The sequence below is a fragment of the Actinoplanes octamycinicus genome (assembly GCF_014205225.1).
GTDB lineage: Bacteria > Actinomycetota > Actinomycetes > Mycobacteriales > Micromonosporaceae > Actinoplanes > Actinoplanes octamycinicus.
The window spans coordinates 6,903,249-6,920,202 of record NZ_JACHNB010000001.1 but is presented as its reverse complement, the minus strand read 5'-3'; the positions used below and the strand labels follow the sequence as shown (position 1 = coordinate 6,920,202).

The following is a 16,954-nucleotide window of genomic DNA, read 5'->3' as shown; positions in this document are numbered from 1 at the left end:
ACATTGACATCCTCGCCGTCCTAAAGGACGGCGATTCCAGCCACGCTGCGCGTGGCACGCGCGGCGTTCTGGCGGGTTACCGCTTCACTGCGCGGTGCCGGGACAAGTCCCGGTCTTACCTGCGCTCGACGGTCGTTGAAGTCCGCCTGCCCGGCGGCCTTGATGTTGATGGCGGCGTTGACGTCGCGGTTATGGTGACTGCCGCACGGGCAGTCCCACGCCCGAACGTTCAGCGCCAACTTCTCGGTGATCCGGCCACAGTCGCAGCACATCCGGGTGGACGGGAAGAACCGGTCCACCCGGGCGAACGTGCGCCCGTACCGGGCCGCCTTGTACTCCAGCATGGTGGTGAAGCTGGCCCAGCCCGCGTCGTGCACGGACGTGGCGAGCCGGGTCCGGCCGAGACCGGCCACGCACAGGTCCTCAACGTACACCGCTTGGTTGTCGCGGATGATCGCCGTGGACAGTTTGTGCTGCCAGTCGCGCCGGGTGTCAGCCACCCGGGCGTGCGCCCTGGCGACCTTGATGACAGCCTTCTTGCGGCGGTTGCTGCCCTTGGTCTTGCGGGACAGAGCTTGCTGCAACCGCTTGAGCTTGCGGGCCGCCCGCCGCAGGAACTTCGGCGCGGTCACCTTCGTGCCGTCGGACATGACCGCGAAGTGGGTCAAGCCCAGGTCGATACCGATCTCGGTGTCGACCGGCGGCAACGCCTCATCCTCGCCGGTCTGTACGACGAACGAGGCGAAGTACCGTCCGGCCGCGTCCTTGACGATGGTCACGCTGGACGGCTCCGAGGGCAGCGTCCGGGACCAGCGCACCGCAAGGTCGCCGATCTTCGGCAGCCGCAGACGATCGTTGTCGAGGATCTTGAACCGTGAGTTCTTCGTGAACCGGATCGCCTGCCGGCTGTCCTTGCGCGACCGGAACCGGGGCGGGGCGACCTTACGGCCCTGGCGCTTTCCGGTGACCGAGGCGAAGAAGTTGCGGTACGCGATGTTCAGATCGGCGAGGGCCTGCTGCAACACCACCGCCGACACCTCGCCCAGCCACGCCCGGTCCTCGGTGGCCTTGGCCTGGGTGATGACCAGCTTCGACAGGTCTCCATCGGAGATGTACTTCTCGCCTGCCTCGCGGGCCTGTTGACGCAGCCTGAGTCCGTCGTCGAAAACCACGCGGGCACACCCGAACGCCTGCGCCAGCGCGGTGCGCTGGGCGGCGTCCGGGGTGACCCGGAAGTTGTAACGGAGCTGCATGACCATCACTGTCCCATGTTGCACGTTCACTTGGTTTTTCGTGACGAAGTTCCGGCATAAGGTGTTCACCGGCCAGCACCTGGTTCGGATGGAGGCGATCATGCGCGACATCTGCGCCGACTTCGAGGCAGAGCTGGTCGAGTTCAACGGCGAGGACAATCACGTGCACCTGCTGGTCAACTTCCCACCCAAGGTGGCTGTCGCTCGGCTGGTCAACTCACTCAAGGGCGTCTCCTCCCGCCGCCTGCGCCAAGAGTTCCCCGACCTGGTACACCACTACTACCAGGCCAACAAACTCTGCTCCGGCTCATACTTCGCAGGCTCCGCCGGCGGCGCACCGCTGAACCTCGTCAAGCAGTACATCGAGCAGCAGAACCGCCCCGGTTAAGGCACTGCTCGGACCTAGCGACCCTCCCCGCGCGGGCCTTCACCCCCGGGCTGAAACCCGGAGCACTGGCCCGCATTCCGGTAGCCGTCACCGGCGTCGTCGATCGTCCAGCCGAAGGACTTGGCGTAGAAGTCGCGCAGCTCGGACAGGTTCGGGCCGCCGATCTCCCAGTGCACGACCGCGTTGGTCATGGTGATCACCTCGATGTGGTTGCCTCTGCCGCCAGTGTCGGCCGCCGCCGGGTCATCGGCCAGGGCCGGGAGTCCCGCTCTACCGGCGGTCGGCAGCCGCTGGTCACCGGGCTCGCCACCGACCCGGACATCGACCACGGTCCGCCTTGATCGGGCCGTTCGATGCGGCCTGTCCGGGACCAGTGGCCCTATGTCCCGGGTGATCCGTGGATCAGGGTGAAGGTGTCCGGTCCGTTCGATACGGACCTCGAGCGAAGGAGGCGGCCGTGACCGCTCAGCGATCTGGCCCGCGAACCGTGACGGCACCGGCAGCGCGGCGCCCGGATCAGGCAGCGACCGGCCCGGCCCCGGCGACCGCCGCGCCCTCCGAGGTGGCCATCGAGGTGGACGCCCTGGTCACCGCCGCGCTGAAGGCGCTCGCCGAGTACGACGCGTTCGACCAGGAGAAGATCGACTACATCGTCAAGAAGGCGTCCGTCGCGGCCCTCGACCGGCACGCGGCGCTGGCGCAGCTCGCGGTGGAGGAGACCGGCCGCGGGGTCTTCGAGGACAAGGCGGTGAAGAACATCTTCGCCTGCGAGCACGTCACGCACAGCATGGCGAAGACCCGCACGGTCGGCGTGATCAGCCACGACGAGATCAGCGGGATCACCGAGATCGCCGACCCGGTCGGCGTGGTCGCCGGAATCACCCCGGTCACCAACCCGACCTCGACGACCATCTTCAAGGCGCTGATCGCGCTGAAGACCCGCAACCCGATCGTCTTCGCCTTCCACCCGGCGGCGCAGCGGTGCAGCGCCGAGGCGGCCCGGATCGTCCGGGACGCCGCGGTCGCCGCGGGCGCGCCGGAGAACTGCGTGCAGTGGATCGAGCACCCCTCGGTGGAGGCGACCACGACGCTGATGCACCACCCGGGTGTCGCCACGATCCTGGCCACCGGCGGCAACAGCATGGTGCGGGCGGCGTACTCGGCCGGCAAACCCGCGCTCGGCGTCGGCGCCGGCAACGTGCCCGCCTACGTGGAGGCGACCGCGAAACTGCCCCGGGCGATCAACGACATCGTGTTGTCGAAGTCCTTCGACAACGGCATGATCTGCGCCTCCGAGCAGGCCGCGATCATCGACGACGAGATCTACGACGCGGCGCTGACCGAGTTCCGGGGCCTGCACGCGCACGTCGCCACCGCCGACGAGAAGCGGCTGCTCGAAGAGTTCATCTTCGGGGCCACCGCGTTCGGCACCGCGTGCGACGGCGCCAAGCTCAACCCGCGGGTGGTCGGGCAGTCCGCGGCCTGGATCGCCGAGCAGGCCGGGTTCACCGTGCCGCCGCAGACCTCGGTGATCCTCACCGAGGTCGCCGAGGTCGGCCCGAGCGAGCCGCTGACCCGGGAGAAGCTCTGCCCGGTGCTGGCCGTGCTGCGGGTCCACTCCCGTGAGGAGGGGCTGCGCGCGGCCACCCAGATGGTGGAGTTCCACGGCCTCGGCCACAGCGCGGTGATCCACACCGCGGACGAGCAGCTGGTCGTCGAGTTCGGCCAGCGGGTGAAGGCGGTACGGGTGATCTGGAACTCGCCGGCCTCGCAGGGCGGCATCGGCGACATGTACAACGCGTTCCTGCCGTCGCTGACCCTGGGCTGCGGCAGTTACGGGCACAACTCGGTGTCGAACAACGTGTCCGCGGTCAACCTGATCAACGTGAAGCGGATCGGCCGGCGTACCAATAATCTGCAGTGGTTCAAGGTGCCGTCGAAGATCTACTTCGAGCCGCACGCGATCCGCTACCTGAGCGACATGCCGGACGTCTCCCGGGTGACCGTGGTCACCGACGAGACGATGACCCGGCTCGGTTTTGTCGAGCGCATCGACCGGGTGCTGCAGAACCGCCCGAACCGGGTGGTGCTGCAGATCATCGACGACGTGGAGCCGGAGCCGCGGATGACCACGGTGGAGCGCGGCGCGGAGCTGATGCGCTCGTTCCGGCCGGACACCATCATCGCGCTCGGTGGCGGCTCGGCGATGGACGCGGCCAAGGTGATGTGGCTCAAGTACGAGCACCCGGAGATCGACTTCGCGGACATGCGGGAGAAGTTCTTCGACATCCGCAAGCGGGCGTTCACCTTCCCGACCCTGGGCGAGAAGGCCAGCCTGGTCTGCATCCCGACCACCTCCGGGACCGGCGCCGAGGTCACCCCGTTCGCGGTGATCACCGACCACCGGACCGGCAAGAAGTACCCGCTCGCCGACTACGCGCTGACCCCGACCGTGGCGATCGTCGACCCGGCGCTGACCGCCAGCCTGCCCCGGGTGATCGCCGCGGACAGCGGGTTCGACGCGCTCACCCACGCGATCGAGGCGTACGTGTCGGTCTACGCCAACGACTTCACCGACGGCCTGGCCCTGCACGCCATCCGGCTGATCTTCGCGAACCTGGAGAAGTCGGTGGTGGACGGCGACGGCGAGGCCCGGGAGCGGATGCACAACGCCGGCACCATCGCCGGGATGGCGTTCGGCAGCGCCTTCCTCGGCATCGTGCACGCCATGTCGCACACGCTCGGCGCGACGTTCCACATCGCGCACGGCCGGACCAACGCGGTGCTGCTGCCGCACGTGATCCGCTACAACGGCAGCACGCCGTCGAAGCTGTCCGGCTGGCCGAAATACGAGAACTACCGGGCGCCGCAGCGCTTCGCGGACATCGCCGGGATGCTGGGCCTGCCCGCGGCCACCCCGGCCGAGGCGGTGGAGTCGCTGGCGGCGGCGGTGGAGCGGCTGCGCGCCGCGGTCGGGATCGAGCCGACGTTCGCCGCGCTCGGCGTCGACGAGCAGGCGTTCCTCGCGGCGCTGCCGCAGCAGGCGCTCAACGCGTACGAGGACCAGTGCGCGCCGGCCAACCCGCGGATGCCGATGCTCGCCGACATGCAGCAGCTGATGCGCGCGGCCTACTACGGGACCGATCACCCGTAACGCCCTCGAACACGGTGGCCGGCCCTTCTCCATGGGCCGGCCACATTTTCGTTGCGAAGCTCGGACACCGGCCCGGCGTATCGCTCATGCGGCATGCCGCCGTGCCGATCAGCAGGGGTCACCAGCGCACAGCGCCTTTTCCGACGACAGGGAGCAGCGACGCGATGGTTCGCCGATCCGGGGTGCTCCGTGCCGCCCACACCGGTGCGGTGCTGCTGGGTCTGCTGGTGCTGGTGTCAAGTGTCGTCGCCACCGCGGTAACCGCCCGGGATCGGCAGGTCGCGGCGCAGGACGGTCAGCTGCGCGTCGCGCTCGAGCAGCAGATCGGCGTGTTGGACAGCTACTTTGAACGTGCCCGGGCCATCGACTCGCTGCTGGCCGCCAACCGCGTCTTCACCGACTTCTACGAGGCGCCGGGCAGCGACGCCGAGAAGATCGGCGCCGGTGGCATGCCGATCGCCCGGGTCAATGAGGCTTTGGCCTACCTGGAGAAGATGTATCCCGGCCGGATCGGCGAGGCGTGCTTCATCGACAGCAGCGGCGCGGAGATCGCCCGCGTGGTGAACGGCACGCCGGCCGGTCCCGAGCAGCTGTCGGAGGACGAGGAGAGCAATCCCTTCTTCGCGCCCACGCTCGCACTTGGTCCCGGGCAGGTCTATCAGGGCGAGGAGTACGAGTCACCGGACACTCACGATCAGGTGATCTCGAATTCGACGGTGGTCACGGCGGCCGGACGTGTCGGCCTCGTGCACTACGAGATCACTCTCGACAGCTTCCGGATGCCCGGCTCCGCCGGCACCATCGCCGCGACGATCGTCGACGCCCGGACCGGCCGGGTGGTCGTCGACAGCCGCACGGTCTCGGACGACAGTTTCGCCGGACTGATCGCCGGCGGCGCGAATCACGGAGTCACTACCGAAGGCGGACGTCGCCTCGCCTACCAGCGGGTGCCGTCCACCCCGGGCAACGCCAACAACTGGTACGTCGTGATCTCGGCGCCGTCCGTCTCCGTCGGCTGGACCCATGGGCTCAGCCTCGGCTCGCTGGCCTTGCTGGGCGCGGCGCTTCTGACGCTGCTCGTCGCCGGCGGCAGCTGGGCCGTCCGCCTGCGCGCGATACGCCGGGCTGCACTCCACGACCGGCTCACCGGCCTGCCCAATCGGGTGTCGCTTTCCGAGAGCACCGCCGCGGGGCTGAGCGGTGGCCAATCCGTCACCGTGCTGATGCTCGACCTGGAGCGGTTCCGGGAGGCCAACGACCTGCTCGGGCAGCATCACGGTGACCTGCTGCTCACCGAGGTTGCTGCCCGCCTGGTCACCGCGGCCGGACCGGGGGCGACGGTGGCCCGCCTCGGCGGTGACGACTTCGCCGTCCTCGTGCCCGGCCACGCGGACACCGCCGTCGCCGGTGCGCACCTGCTGGCTGTCTTCGACGACGCCTTCGTCATCGAAGGACTCAGCATCAACCTGGATGCCAGGATCGGCGCGGCCTACGGCCCCGAGCACGGCGGCGACGCGGCCACGCTCCTGCACAACGCGGACAGTGCCCTGCGGCTGGCCAAGGAGGGCTACCGGAGCCAGTTGCTCTACGACCCGTCAGTGGAACGGGGCGTTCCGAACCGGCTCGCCCTGCTCGGCGACCTGCGCCGCGCCCTCGACACCGACGACCAGATCACACTGCACTACCAGCCGAAGATCGACCTGCGCACCGGCGACCTGGCCGGAGCCGAGGCGCTCATCCGCTGGCAGCACCCCGACCTGGGCCGGATGGCACCCGACACGTTCATCCCCATGGCGGAGAGCACCACGCTGATCCATGCCCTCACCACTCGGGTTCTCGAGACCGCGGTGCGCGACGCCACACGCTGGGCCGCCGCCGGCTGGCCGGTCCCGGTGGCCGTCAACCTCTCCACGCGTTGCCTGCTCGACCCGGCGCTGCCCGGCCGCATCCTCGGACTGATCGAGCGCGCAGGGCTGCCGGTCTCCCTGCTCCAGCTCGAAGTGACCGAGAGCATGGTGATGGCCGATCCGATCCGGGCGCAGCTGACCCTGCGAGAACTGCACGAAGCCGGCTTTCATCTGGCGATCGACGACTTCGGGACCGGCCATTCCTCGATGGCCTACCTGCAGAAGCTGCCGGTCGACGAACTGAAGATCGACCGTTCGTTCATCCGCGAGATGGCCGCCGAGCAGGCCAGCTGTGTGCTGGTGCGCACAGCGGTCACCCTCGGCCACAACCTCGGGCTGTCGGTGGTGGCCGAGGGCGTCGAGACCGAGGATGATGTCGCCACCCTCCGGAATCTGGGCTGCGACATCGCCCAGGGCTACCATTTCGCCCGCCCGATGCCCGCCGACGAGTTCCGGGACTGGCAAACGGCCTGGACAGCCGAGGGCGGCAGGCTCGTGTCGGAGGTCGCTGCCGCCCCGAACGCCGCCAGGTGATCGATGGGCTCAGTACTGGCGCCGTCCGCGCATGCCGGCCACGAGGGCGACGCCGATCGCGGCCAGTCCCACCTGCAGGGCGAGCTCGATCCAATCGATGCCGCGGGTGTCGTCGACGCCGATGGCCGCGGCCAGGAACGTGCCGAGCAGGGCGGCGACCACGCCGATGATCAGAGTGAGCCAGATCGGGATGTTCTGCTTACCGGGAACCACGAGACGGCCGAGCGCCCCGATGATCAGGCCGATGATGATGGCGGTGATGAATCCGGTGATTTCCACGCTGTCCGCTCCTTGAGGTGAACGGGGTGAACGGGGTGAACGGGGCCGCCGGTGAAGCGTCGCATCACCGGACGCCCCCGTGGAGGTGGCCGAGGCAAGTTCGCGGGCGGTGCAATTTCGGACCCGTCAGCGCCTGCGCCCCCACACCAGGTACACCGGCGGGCCCACCGGCTGGATGAACACCAACGGCCACCACAGCCCTTTCGGCCCGCGGACCGCTGCCGCCGGACGCCGCGCCAGATCGACCACGGCGGTCACCGTCAAGGCGACCTCCACCAGCACCGTTGCCCGTTGCCAGCCGGGCAGGTCACCCCAGGTCCGGCGGCGGACCGGCCGAAGACGATCACTCGCCCGGCCGGTCGTGGTGATCCGGAACACCGGGAAGTCGTCGGCGATCCGGGCGAAGTCGGCGAGCGGGGCGTCCCGGTCCACCGGCAGGTGCGCTCGCGCGCCGGGCGCCACGGCGAGGAAGGCGCGCAGGATCGGTGCCCGCTCCCGGGGTTCCACCTCGACCAGCTGGACCTCTTCGAGATCACCGTGACGGAGCACCACCGCGCCGTGCGCCGCTCGCACGTTCGCGACCCAGTTGGCGCGCCGGCCGAGCATCGCGACCAGGTAGCGCTCGCCGTGATAACGGGTCACCACGAGCGGGCACGAGATGATCCGTCCGCTTCGCCGGCCGGTCACCTCCATCGTCACCCAGGTGGCCGGCGTGAGGAAGCCGGCCGAGAACTGGGCCGCGGAGACACGGTTGAGCACCCGGGCCACCCGGTCGGGGCGGCCGCCGCGGTACATCCGCCGCCGCGCTTGCTGCGACAGGAACATCGAACCTCCCAGCTGTCAGGGCAGGCGCCGGAGCGCCGCCGGCGCCCGGTCCGTCGGCGGCGGATCGGCGGTGATCGCGGTCAGCAGATCGGCGATCTTCTCGACCGGAACGACGTGGTCGATGATCTCGGTCCGGCTGATCGTCGCGTAGGGCATGGCGAAGACCGTCGAGGTGGACTCGTCGCTGGCGACGACCGTGCCACCGAGACAGTGGATCGCGGTGGCGCCGGTCGCGCCGTCGTTGCCGTACCCGGACAGCACCACCGCGACGGCCCGGCTGCCGCAGGCCAGAGCCATGCTGGTCAGCAACAGATCCGCGGACGGGCGGTACGGCGGCCGGTCTCCCGAGGGCACCAGGGTCACCGCGTACTCGCAGGTGATCAAGGTGTGGAAACCACCCGGAGCGACCAGCACCCGCCCGGCGGTCAGCCGGTCGCCGTCCCGGGCGGACTCCACCGGAAGCCGGCTGGAGCGCCGCCGGATGTCGGTGAGCAGGTCCCGCCGGGTGCGCGGATCATGGTGGCGGAGGACGATCACCGCACCGGGGAAGCCGGCGGGCAGCCCGGCCAGGATCTGCTCGATCGCCGGAAGGCCGCCGGCCGAGCAGGCCAGGGCCACGACGGGCATACGGCTGTGCATCGTGTTCGCCTCCTGAACCTACGTGGTGGGGAACTTGGCCAGGATGTCGCGCAACTGCTCGACCAGCCGCAGGGACGCGTCGTGCTCGCGCTGCCAGATGTTGCGGCCGAAGATCAGTCCGGTGGCGCCGGCCGCCATCGACTCGTGTGCCTTGGCGAGCATCGCGTCGTCGCCGGCTTTGCTGCCGCCGGAGACCAGGACCAGGGTGCGGTTCGCCGCCCGGACCACCGCCTCCATCGCCTCCTGTCCGCTGAACGTGGCGGTGTAGGGGGCCGGGACCGACGCCCGTTTCTCCGGCCGGGGGAAATTGACTTTGACGACGTCGGCGCCGAGTTCGCTGGCCACCCGGGCCGCGTAGTGCACGGCGTAGAAGGAGTCCTTGCCGCCCTTGTCCTCGATCGCCTCGCCGCGCGGGTACGCCCAGACGATCAGCGGCATGCCGAACCGCTGCGCGTCCCGCCGCACCTCGTGCAGTTGCGCGCAGTCGACATCCTGGGCCGGCGAGCCGACGTACAGGGTGTAGCCGACCGCGTCGGCGCCCAGCCGTACCGCGTCCTCGACCGAGGCGTGCAGCGGCGACAGCGCTCGCCGGTCCGGCGGGATGTCGGTCTTGCCGTTGAGTTTCAGGATCAGCGGCACCTCGCCGGCGTAGTCCCAGTAGAACTTCTCGGCCAGCCCGATCTGGATGGCGATGCCGTTGAACCCGCCCTCCAGGGCGAGCTTGATGATGTACTTCGGATCAGCGGCGGCCGGATCGGCGAAGAAGTCTCGTGGCCCGTGCTCCAGCCCCTGGTCGTAGGGCAGGAACAGGGCCGTGCCGTTGCGGAGCCCGTGCTGGTAGAGGATGCGGTGCAGGCGGGCTCGTTTGCCCCCGCTCAGCCCGCACTGCGACAGCCGCAGTCGTGTGGTCATCGCGAAGCCTCCTTTCCTCACCCTCCACCCTCGGCCGTGACCGGGCCCATCGGTCAGGGCCGATGGGCCCGCAGGTGGGCGGCGAGGTTCACGTCATCTGCGAACGGGCGTCCGCCGGGAACCGTTCCGGTCCGTGCGACGCCATCTCCTCGTACACCCGCCACCGCTGGTCGACCGCCTCCTGGGCGAGCCCGGCCAGCCGGTCCGCCTCCGCCGGATCCGTGTCGCGCAGCTGCCGGAACCGCAGCTCGCGCGAAGTGAACTCGGTCAGCGGCAGGCGCGGCCGGGGCGAATCGAGCAGGAACGGGTTGGCGCCGGCGGCGCGCAGCACCGGGTCGTAGCGCATCAGCGGCCAGTACCCGGTGGCCACCGCCCGGTACTGCTGGTTCAGGCCGTCGCGCATCTCGATGCCGTGGGCGATGCAGTGCGCGTACGCGATGACCAGCGACGGCCCGTCGTACGCTTCCGCCTCGCGCAGCGCCTGCAAGGTCTGCTGCGGGTCGGCGCCCATCGCCACCCGGGCCACGTAGACGTTGCCGTAGGCGATCGCCTGCAACGCCAGGTCCTTCTTCGGCGTGGTCTTGCCTCCCGCGGCGAACCGGGCGACCGCCGACAGCGGCGTGGCCTTGGACATCTGCCCGCCGGTGTTCGAGTACACCTCGGTGTCGAGGACCAGCACGTTCACGTTCCGGCCGGTGGCCAGGACGTGGTCGAGGCCGGCCGCGCCGATGTCGTACGCCCAGCCGTCGCCGCCGACGATCCAGACGCTGCGGCGTACCAGATGGTCCAGCACGCTGCGCAGATCCTCGACCACCGGGTCGCCCGGGGGCAGTGCCGCCAGGCGCCGTTCCACCTCGTCGAGACGTTCGCGCTGGGCGGCGAGTTCCGACTCGCGCCGCTGCGGCGCGGCCAGCACGTCGTCGACCAGTTCCGTCCCGATCCGGTCGCGCAGCTGCCGCAGCCGGTTCTGGGCCAGCTGCAGGTGCAGGTCGGCGGCGAGCCGGAAGCCCAGCCCGAACTCGGCGTCGTCCTCGAACAGCGAGTTCGACCAGGCCGGTCCGCGCCCCTCGGCGTTGCGGGTCCACGGCGTGGTGGGCAGGTTGCCGCCGTAGATCGACGAGCAGCCGGTGGCGTTGGCGACCATCAGCCGGTCACCGAACAACTGGGACAACACCTTGAGGTACGGCGTCTCCCCGCACCCGGTGCACGCGAGCGAGAACTCGAACAGCGGCTGCAGGAACTGCGCCCCGCGCACGGTGCCGAAGTCGACCCGGGAGCGGTCCGCGTACGCCAGGGTCTCGAAGAAGTCGATGTTGGCGCGTGCGGCCGCCAGCTGGGGCTCGCGCGGCTCCAGGTTGATCGCCTTGTGCTCGGGCGTGCCGACCGGGCAGGCCTCGACGCACAACCCGCAGCCGGTGCAGTCCTCGACGTAGACCTGCAGGCCGAACCCGGCGTCCGGCAGTCCGCGGGCGTTCAGCGGCGCGGCCGGGAACCCGTCCGGCGCGGCGGCGAGCTCCGTCGCGTCCAGCAGCTTGGCCCGGATGACGCTGTGCGGGCAGACGAACGCGCAGGTGCCGCACTGGATGCAGGTCTGCGGGTCCCAGGTGGCGACCAGGTCGGCGAGGTTGCGCTTCTCGAAGGCGGTGGTGCCGCCGGGATAGGTGCCGTCCACCGGGAGCGCGCTGACCGGCAGCCGGTCGCCGCGTCCGGCGAGCATCGCCGCGGTGACCTCGCGGACGAAGCGGGGCGCGGTCGCCGGGACGGGTTCCGGTGGCTGCCGGCTGGCGGTCGCTGTCTCCGGTACGTCGATCCGGCGCAGCGCCTGCACCGCCGCGTCCACGGCGGCGTGGTTGCGCGCCACCACCTCGGGACCCCGCTTGGCGTAGGTCTTGCTGATCGCCGCCTTGATCCGGCTGATCGCCGCGTCCCGGGGCAGCACCCCGGAGACGGCGAAGTAGCAGGTCTGCAGCACGGTGTTGCTGCGCCCGGGCAGCCCGGCCGCGGTGGCCACCCGATCGGCGTCGATCGCGTGCAGCCGCAGCCGTTTGGCGATGATCTGCTCCTGCACCGGCTGGGCGAGGGAGCCCCAGACGTCCTCGGCAGCGGTGTTGAGCAGCAGCGTGGCGTCCGGGGCCGCGCGGTCCAGCACGTCCACCCGGTCGAGCAGGCCGGCGTGGTGGCAGGCGACGAACCCGGCCTGCGAGATCAGGTACGGGGCATGGATCGGCGCCGGCCCGAACCGCAGGTGCGAGACGGTCAGCCCACCGGACTTCTTCGAGTCGTAGACGAAGTAGCCCTGCGCGTGGGTGCCGGGCTCGCCGGCCAGGATCTTGATGGTGTTCTTGTTCGCGCCGACCGTGCCGTCCGAGCCGATCCCGAAGAACACCGCCCGGTTGGTCTCCGGCGGTTCGATGTCCAGCTCGGTCCAGGGCAGGCTGGTCCCGGTGACGTCGTCGACGATGCCCACGGTGAACCGGGGGCGGGGCCGGTCTTCGGCCAGCTCGGCGAAGACGGCGGCGACCATGCCGGGGGTGAACTCCTTGGACCCCAGGCCGTACCGGCCGCCGATCACCGACGGCATCGGGCGGCTGCTGCCGGCCAGGGCCGCCACCACGTCCAAGTGCAGCGGCTCCCCGGCCGAGCCGGGCTCCTTGGTGCGGTCCAGCACGGCGATCCGGGTGACGGTCGGCGGCAACGCGGCCACCAGGGCGTCCTCCGGGAACGGGCGGAACAGCCGGACCTGCACGACGCCGACCCGCTCGCCGCGGCCGGTCAGGTACCCGACGGTCTCCCGAGCCGTCTCGGCGCCCGAGCCCATCAGAATGACGACCCGCTCGGCGTCCGGGGCACCGTGGTACTCGACCGTGCGGTAGCGGCGCCCGGTCCGCCCGGCCAACTCGTCCATGGCGGTCTGCACCGCGTCCGGCACCCGGGCGTGGAACGGGTTCACCGTCTCCCGGCTCTGGAAGTAGACGTCCGGGTTCTGCGCGGTCCCGCGGATCACCGGCCGTTCCGGTGACAGCGACCGGCCCCGGTGCGCGCGGATCAGGTCCTCCGGCACCAGCGTGCACAGGTCGTCGTCGCTGAGAGTCTCGATCGTGGCGAGCTCGTGCGAGGTCCGGAAGCCGTCGAAGAAGTGCACGAACGGCACCCGGGTGCGCAGCGACGCCAGCTGGGCGACCAGGGCCAGGTCCTGGGCCTCCTGCACGGACGCGGACGCCAGCATCGCGAAGCCGGTGGCCCGGACCGCCATCACGTCGGAGTGGTCGCCGAAGATGGACAGCCCCTGGGTAGCGAGGGCCCGGGCGGCCACGTGCAGCACCGCCGGGGTCAGCTCGCCGGCGATCTTGTACATGTTCGGGATCATCAGCAGCAGCCCCTGCGACGCGGTGAACGTCGTGGTCAGCGCCCCGCTCTGCAGCGCCCCGTGCAGGGCCCCGGCGGCGCCGCCCTCGCTCTGCATCTCGACCACCGACGGCACCGAGCCCCACACGTTGCGGCGCCCGGCGACCGACCATTGGTCGGCCAGCTCGGCCATCGGTGACGACGGGGTGATCGGATAGATGCAGCAGATCTCGTTCAAGCGGTACGCGACCGACACCGCGGCCTCGTTGCCGTCCACGATCGCCCGGCTCATGAGTGTGCCTCCGGAATGAGGTCGATCGCGTGCACCGGGCACTGGGCGAAGCAGGTGCCGCACCCGGTGCAGCGGTCGTAGTCGAACCGGTACCGGTTGCCCGGCCCGAGCTTGATCACGGCGTCTTCCGGGCAGGCGCCCAGGCAGCCGTCACATTCGAAGCAGTTCCCGCAGGACAGGCACCGCCCGGCCTCGAACCGGGCCGCGGTCTCGTCCAGGCCGCCGACCACCTCGGTGAAGTCGGCGGTCCGGGTGACCGGGTCCCGTTCGGCCTGGACGCGCCGGTCGGCGTCGCCGAAGTACCACGGATGCAGCAGGTCGAAGCTCGCCAGCGGATGCTTGTCCGGTGTCGCGGCGACGCCGCCGGTCAGATAGGCGTGGATGTGCCGGGCCGCCTTGCGGCCGTGTCCGATACCGACGGTGACCGTCCGCTCGGCCGGCACCATGTCGCCACCGGCGAACAGGCCGGGGGAGCCGGTCATGAACGACGCGGACACCAGCACGGTGCCGTCAGCGCCGAACTCGACCCCGGGCACACCCCGCAGGAACGCGGTGTCGGCACGCTGCCCCAGGGCCAGCACCACGGTGTCGGCGGCAAGAGTCTCGGTACGCCCGGTCGGCGCCGGCCGCCCGTCCGCGTCGAGCTCCATCACCTCGACGGTCAGCTCCGGCCCGTCGAACGCCTGGATGGTCCGCAACCAGTTGATCTTCACGCCCTCACGCTCGGCGTCGTCCGCCTCCTCAGCGTGCGCCGGCATCTGCGCCCGGGTCCGCCGGTAGACGATCAGCGCCTCCTCGGCCCCGAGCCGCTTGGCGACCCGGGCCGCGTCCATCGCGGTGTTGCCGCCGCCGTAGACCGCCACCCGCCGCCCGATCGCCGGCCGCTCACCGGCAGCGACGCTGCGCAGCAGACTGACCGCGTCGACGATCCGCCCGGCCTCGCGGGCCGGGATGTCGACCCGTTTGGACAGATGCGCCCCGACCGCGACGAACACCGCGTCGAACCGGCCGCCCCGGCGGTCAGCGGCCAGGTCGACGACCGGATGACCGGTCTCGATCACCACGCCGAGCGCCTCGATCCGAGCGATCTCGGCGGCCAGCACGGCCCGCGGCAGCCGGTAGGCGGGGATCCCGTAGCGCATCATCCCGCCCGGCTCGTCGCCCGCGTCGTAGATCACCACCTGGTGACCGAGCCGAGCCAGATGGTAGGCGGCGGACAGTCCGGACGGACCGGCGCCAACCACCAGGACCCGGCGGCCGGTCGGCGCCGGCGGCGGGTCGAACCTCCAGCCGCGCTCCAGCGCCAGGTCACCCAGGAAGCGCTCGACTCCGTGGATCGACACCGCGCTGTCCAGCTGGATCCGGTTGCAGACCGACTCGCACGGGTGGTAGCAGACCCGGCCGCAGATCGCCGGCAGCGGGTTGTCGGCGGTGAGCGCCCGCCAGGCCGCTTCGTAGTCACCGCCGCGGGCGTGCGCCAGCCAGGCCTGGATGTTCTCCCCGGCCGGACACCCGGCATTGCACGGCGGCAGCAGATCGACGTAGACCGGTCGGCGTTCCCGGGCGGCACCGCCGCGCGCCTGGTCGTGCGCCAGGTCCGGCAGCGGCGTCATGTCCCCGGCGCGGCTTGTCCTCGGCATCGGACCGCCCTCCTCTCCTTCCCTCCATGGCACGCACGGGCAGCCCGATCCGGGCAGGCCCGGAAGTCCGGCGAGGACGGGCCAGACGGCCCGTCCTCGCCGCCAGGCCGGGAACTGGCGACCAACGCGATCCGGCACGGCATACCGCCCACCGACATCCGGCTGCTGCGCAGCACGGACCGCGTGATCCTCGACGTCGCCGAGCATGACTTGACCACGATCCCGGAGCTGGCCGAACCTTCGTTGCATGCCGGCGACCGTGGGTCGCCGGTCCGTGCGGTGAGGTCACGCCGAGATGGTCGACAGCGGCGGCGGGGCGGGCGCCTGCGGCTGCTGCGGCGGTGGGGTGTGCCGGCGGCCGATCCCGACGCCACCCAGCACGATCAGGCCGATCGCCACCAGCCCGAGCGCGATCCCGGCGATCAGCAACCCGGCGCCGATCGCGGTCAGGTCGGGCACCTGGACGGCGCCGCGGACATCGGCGACCACTCCGGGAGTTCCGTCGAGGTTGGCCACCACCACGGCGAACTCTCCGTCGGTGACCGTCCAGTTCAGCGTCGTGGTGCCGGGGCCGCTGGCCGAGGCGAGCCAGAACTGCTGGTCGTCGGGGGCGGGCACGCCCTGTACCGGACCGGCGGCCCGGTGGTAGCGGGTCGCGCCGATGCTCATCCCGACGAGTTCGTCGTGCGCGGTGCCGGCCAGCCACCGGTCGACCGCCTGCTGCGGCGCGATGCCGACGAACAGCGAGCGGCCGGCCGGCGCGGTCGCGGTCAGTCGCAGACCGCCGACGTCGGCGAGGTTCCGGGTCCAGACGTCTGCGCCGGCGATCTCCAGGTTCTCCGCGGTGATCGCGGCGGTCGTGCTGTGCAGCCCGACGACCCGGCTGGTCGCGTAGCCGGACCCGTCGCGTGCCCCGTCCAGCGCGAGCAGGGCCCCGCCGCCGATGGTGAGCCCGGTCGCGGGCGCCAGCAGCAGCACCCCGGCTACCAGCGCGATGATGAAGCCCACGGGTGACGACCGGGGCGGCCCGGCCGGAGCATCCGGGGGCGGCGGCTGAGTGGCCGGCTGGTGGTGCTGCACGGCGGGCGGGTCCCCGGCCGCCGGCCCGGCCGGTCCGGCAACCGGTTCGGCGCCGCCCTGATCCAGCTGGAACGGCGGGTAGCGCGGGGTCAGCAGGGTCAGATAGGCGGCCACTCGCAGCTGCCAGCGGGCGACGCCGACCAGCAGGTCGTGCAGCCCGCGCAGGTAGCGGCCGGTGAACAGCAGCGCCACCCCGAGGATCAGCACCGCGGCGCCGAGCACACTCATCGAGGTGCGGTAGCCGTCCGGGGTGTTCCAGGACACGGCGGAGGTGAGCGCGCCGAGCAGGACCAGGTGTGGCACGGCGAACAGCCACGCCACCAGCGGCAGCCACCGGGGCACCCGCTCCGGCTCGGCCACCCCGAACCTGGCCGGGTAGTCCGGCACGTCGGCCAGGGTGAACGGCGGGTAGCGGTCGGTGCCCAGCGCCGAGTAGCCGTAGTAGTTCACCCGCCACGTCCAGCGCAGCACGCCGACGTTGTAGGCGCGGATCGACGGCGGATAGCGGCCGGTGAACAGGATCGCCAGGTACGCCACCAGGGTGAGCACCACGAGACCGACCCAGAGTACGGCCAGGACGATGTAGTGCGGGATCAGCAGCAGCCACTTGACCAGCCAGAGCCAGCGGCTCGGCGACGGGTCGGGTCGTGCCTCGACCCGCACGGGACTGTAGTTCATCACTCCTCCCAAGGGGGTTTTCCTCAGG

Annotated in this window: 11 protein-coding genes and 1 pseudogene; 3 read left to right on the top strand and 9 right to left on the bottom strand. The window is 70.9% G+C overall.

Annotated features, from left to right (window positions below):
- Positions 1 to 20: 20 nt before the first annotated feature.
- Positions 21 to 1,253, bottom strand: coding sequence for an RNA-guided endonuclease InsQ/TnpB family protein (locus BJY16_RS31005; protein WP_185046750.1), 1,233 nt, complete (start codon positions 1,251 to 1,253; stop codon positions 21 to 23).
- Between the two features lie 15 nt (positions 1,254 to 1,268).
- On the opposite strand from BJY16_RS31005, the pseudogene tnpA reads away from it, so the two are divergent.
- Positions 1,269 to 1,641 (top strand): annotated as a pseudogene (tnpA, locus tag BJY16_RS31000) (IS200/IS605 family transposase).
- A gap of 14 nt (positions 1,642 to 1,655) precedes the next feature.
- On the opposite strand, the gene BJY16_RS30995 reads toward tnpA, so the two are convergent.
- On the bottom strand, positions 1,656 to 1,832 hold the full coding sequence (locus BJY16_RS30995) for a VOC family protein (RefSeq protein ID WP_185043082.1): 177 nt from the start codon (positions 1,830 to 1,832) through the stop codon (positions 1,656 to 1,658).
- 296 nt (positions 1,833 to 2,128) lie between these two features.
- Between BJY16_RS30995 and adhE the strand changes: the two genes are divergently transcribed.
- Together adhE and BJY16_RS30985 are read left to right on the top strand one after the other, a co-directional pair.
- The gene (gene adhE, locus BJY16_RS30990) at positions 2,129 to 4,795 is read left to right on the top strand and encodes a bifunctional acetaldehyde-CoA/alcohol dehydrogenase (protein ID WP_185043081.1); all 2,667 of its coding nucleotides are present in this window, start codon (positions 2,129 to 2,131) and stop codon (positions 4,793 to 4,795) included.
- A gap of 14 nt (positions 4,796 to 4,809) precedes the next feature.
- Positions 4,810 to 7,236 carry a putative bifunctional diguanylate cyclase/phosphodiesterase gene (locus BJY16_RS30985; RefSeq protein WP_311775337.1) on the top strand — a complete coding sequence of 809 codons (2,427 nt, stop codon included), beginning with the start codon at positions 4,810 to 4,812 and terminating at the stop codon, positions 7,234 to 7,236.
- A 9-nt stretch (positions 7,237 to 7,245) separates the two neighbouring features.
- On the opposite strand, the gene BJY16_RS30980 is transcribed toward BJY16_RS30985, so the two are convergent.
- The 7 genes from BJY16_RS30980 to BJY16_RS46650 form a co-directional block, all read right to left on the bottom strand.
- Positions 7,246 to 7,515, bottom strand: coding sequence for a GlsB/YeaQ/YmgE family stress response membrane protein (locus BJY16_RS30980; protein WP_185043080.1), 270 nt, complete (start codon positions 7,513 to 7,515; stop codon positions 7,246 to 7,248).
- A gap of 126 nt (positions 7,516 to 7,641) precedes the next feature.
- Positions 7,642 to 8,340 (bottom strand): nitroreductase/quinone reductase family protein, encoded by a 699-nt coding sequence (locus BJY16_RS47690; RefSeq protein WP_239177984.1) that lies wholly within the window; start codon positions 8,338 to 8,340, stop codon positions 7,642 to 7,644.
- A 15-nt stretch (positions 8,341 to 8,355) separates the two neighbouring features.
- On the bottom strand, positions 8,356 to 8,967 hold the full coding sequence (locus BJY16_RS30970; protein WP_203759342.1) for a chemotaxis protein CheB: 612 nt from the start codon (positions 8,965 to 8,967) through the stop codon (positions 8,356 to 8,358).
- 30 nt (positions 8,968 to 8,997) lie between these two features.
- A complete protein-coding gene (locus tag BJY16_RS30965; protein ID WP_185043078.1) occupies positions 8,998 to 9,891 on the bottom strand; it encodes a class I fructose-bisphosphate aldolase in 894 nt (297 codons plus the stop codon).
- Between the two features lie 88 nt (positions 9,892 to 9,979).
- Positions 9,980 to 13,528, bottom strand: coding sequence for a pyruvate:ferredoxin (flavodoxin) oxidoreductase (nifJ, locus tag BJY16_RS30960; protein WP_185043077.1), 3,549 nt, complete (start codon positions 13,526 to 13,528; stop codon positions 9,980 to 9,982).
- Entirely contained in the window at positions 13,525 to 15,168 is a 1,644-nt protein-coding gene (locus tag BJY16_RS30955; RefSeq protein WP_185043076.1) for an NAD(P)-binding protein, read from the bottom strand. Before BJY16_RS30955 ends, nifJ begins: the two co-directional genes overlap by 4 nt.
- A 285-nt stretch (positions 15,169 to 15,453) precedes the next feature.
- Entirely contained in the window at positions 15,454 to 16,926 is a 1,473-nt protein-coding gene (locus BJY16_RS46650; protein ID WP_239177983.1) for a DUF4389 domain-containing protein, read from the bottom strand.
- Positions 16,927 to 16,954 lie beyond the last annotated feature (28 nt).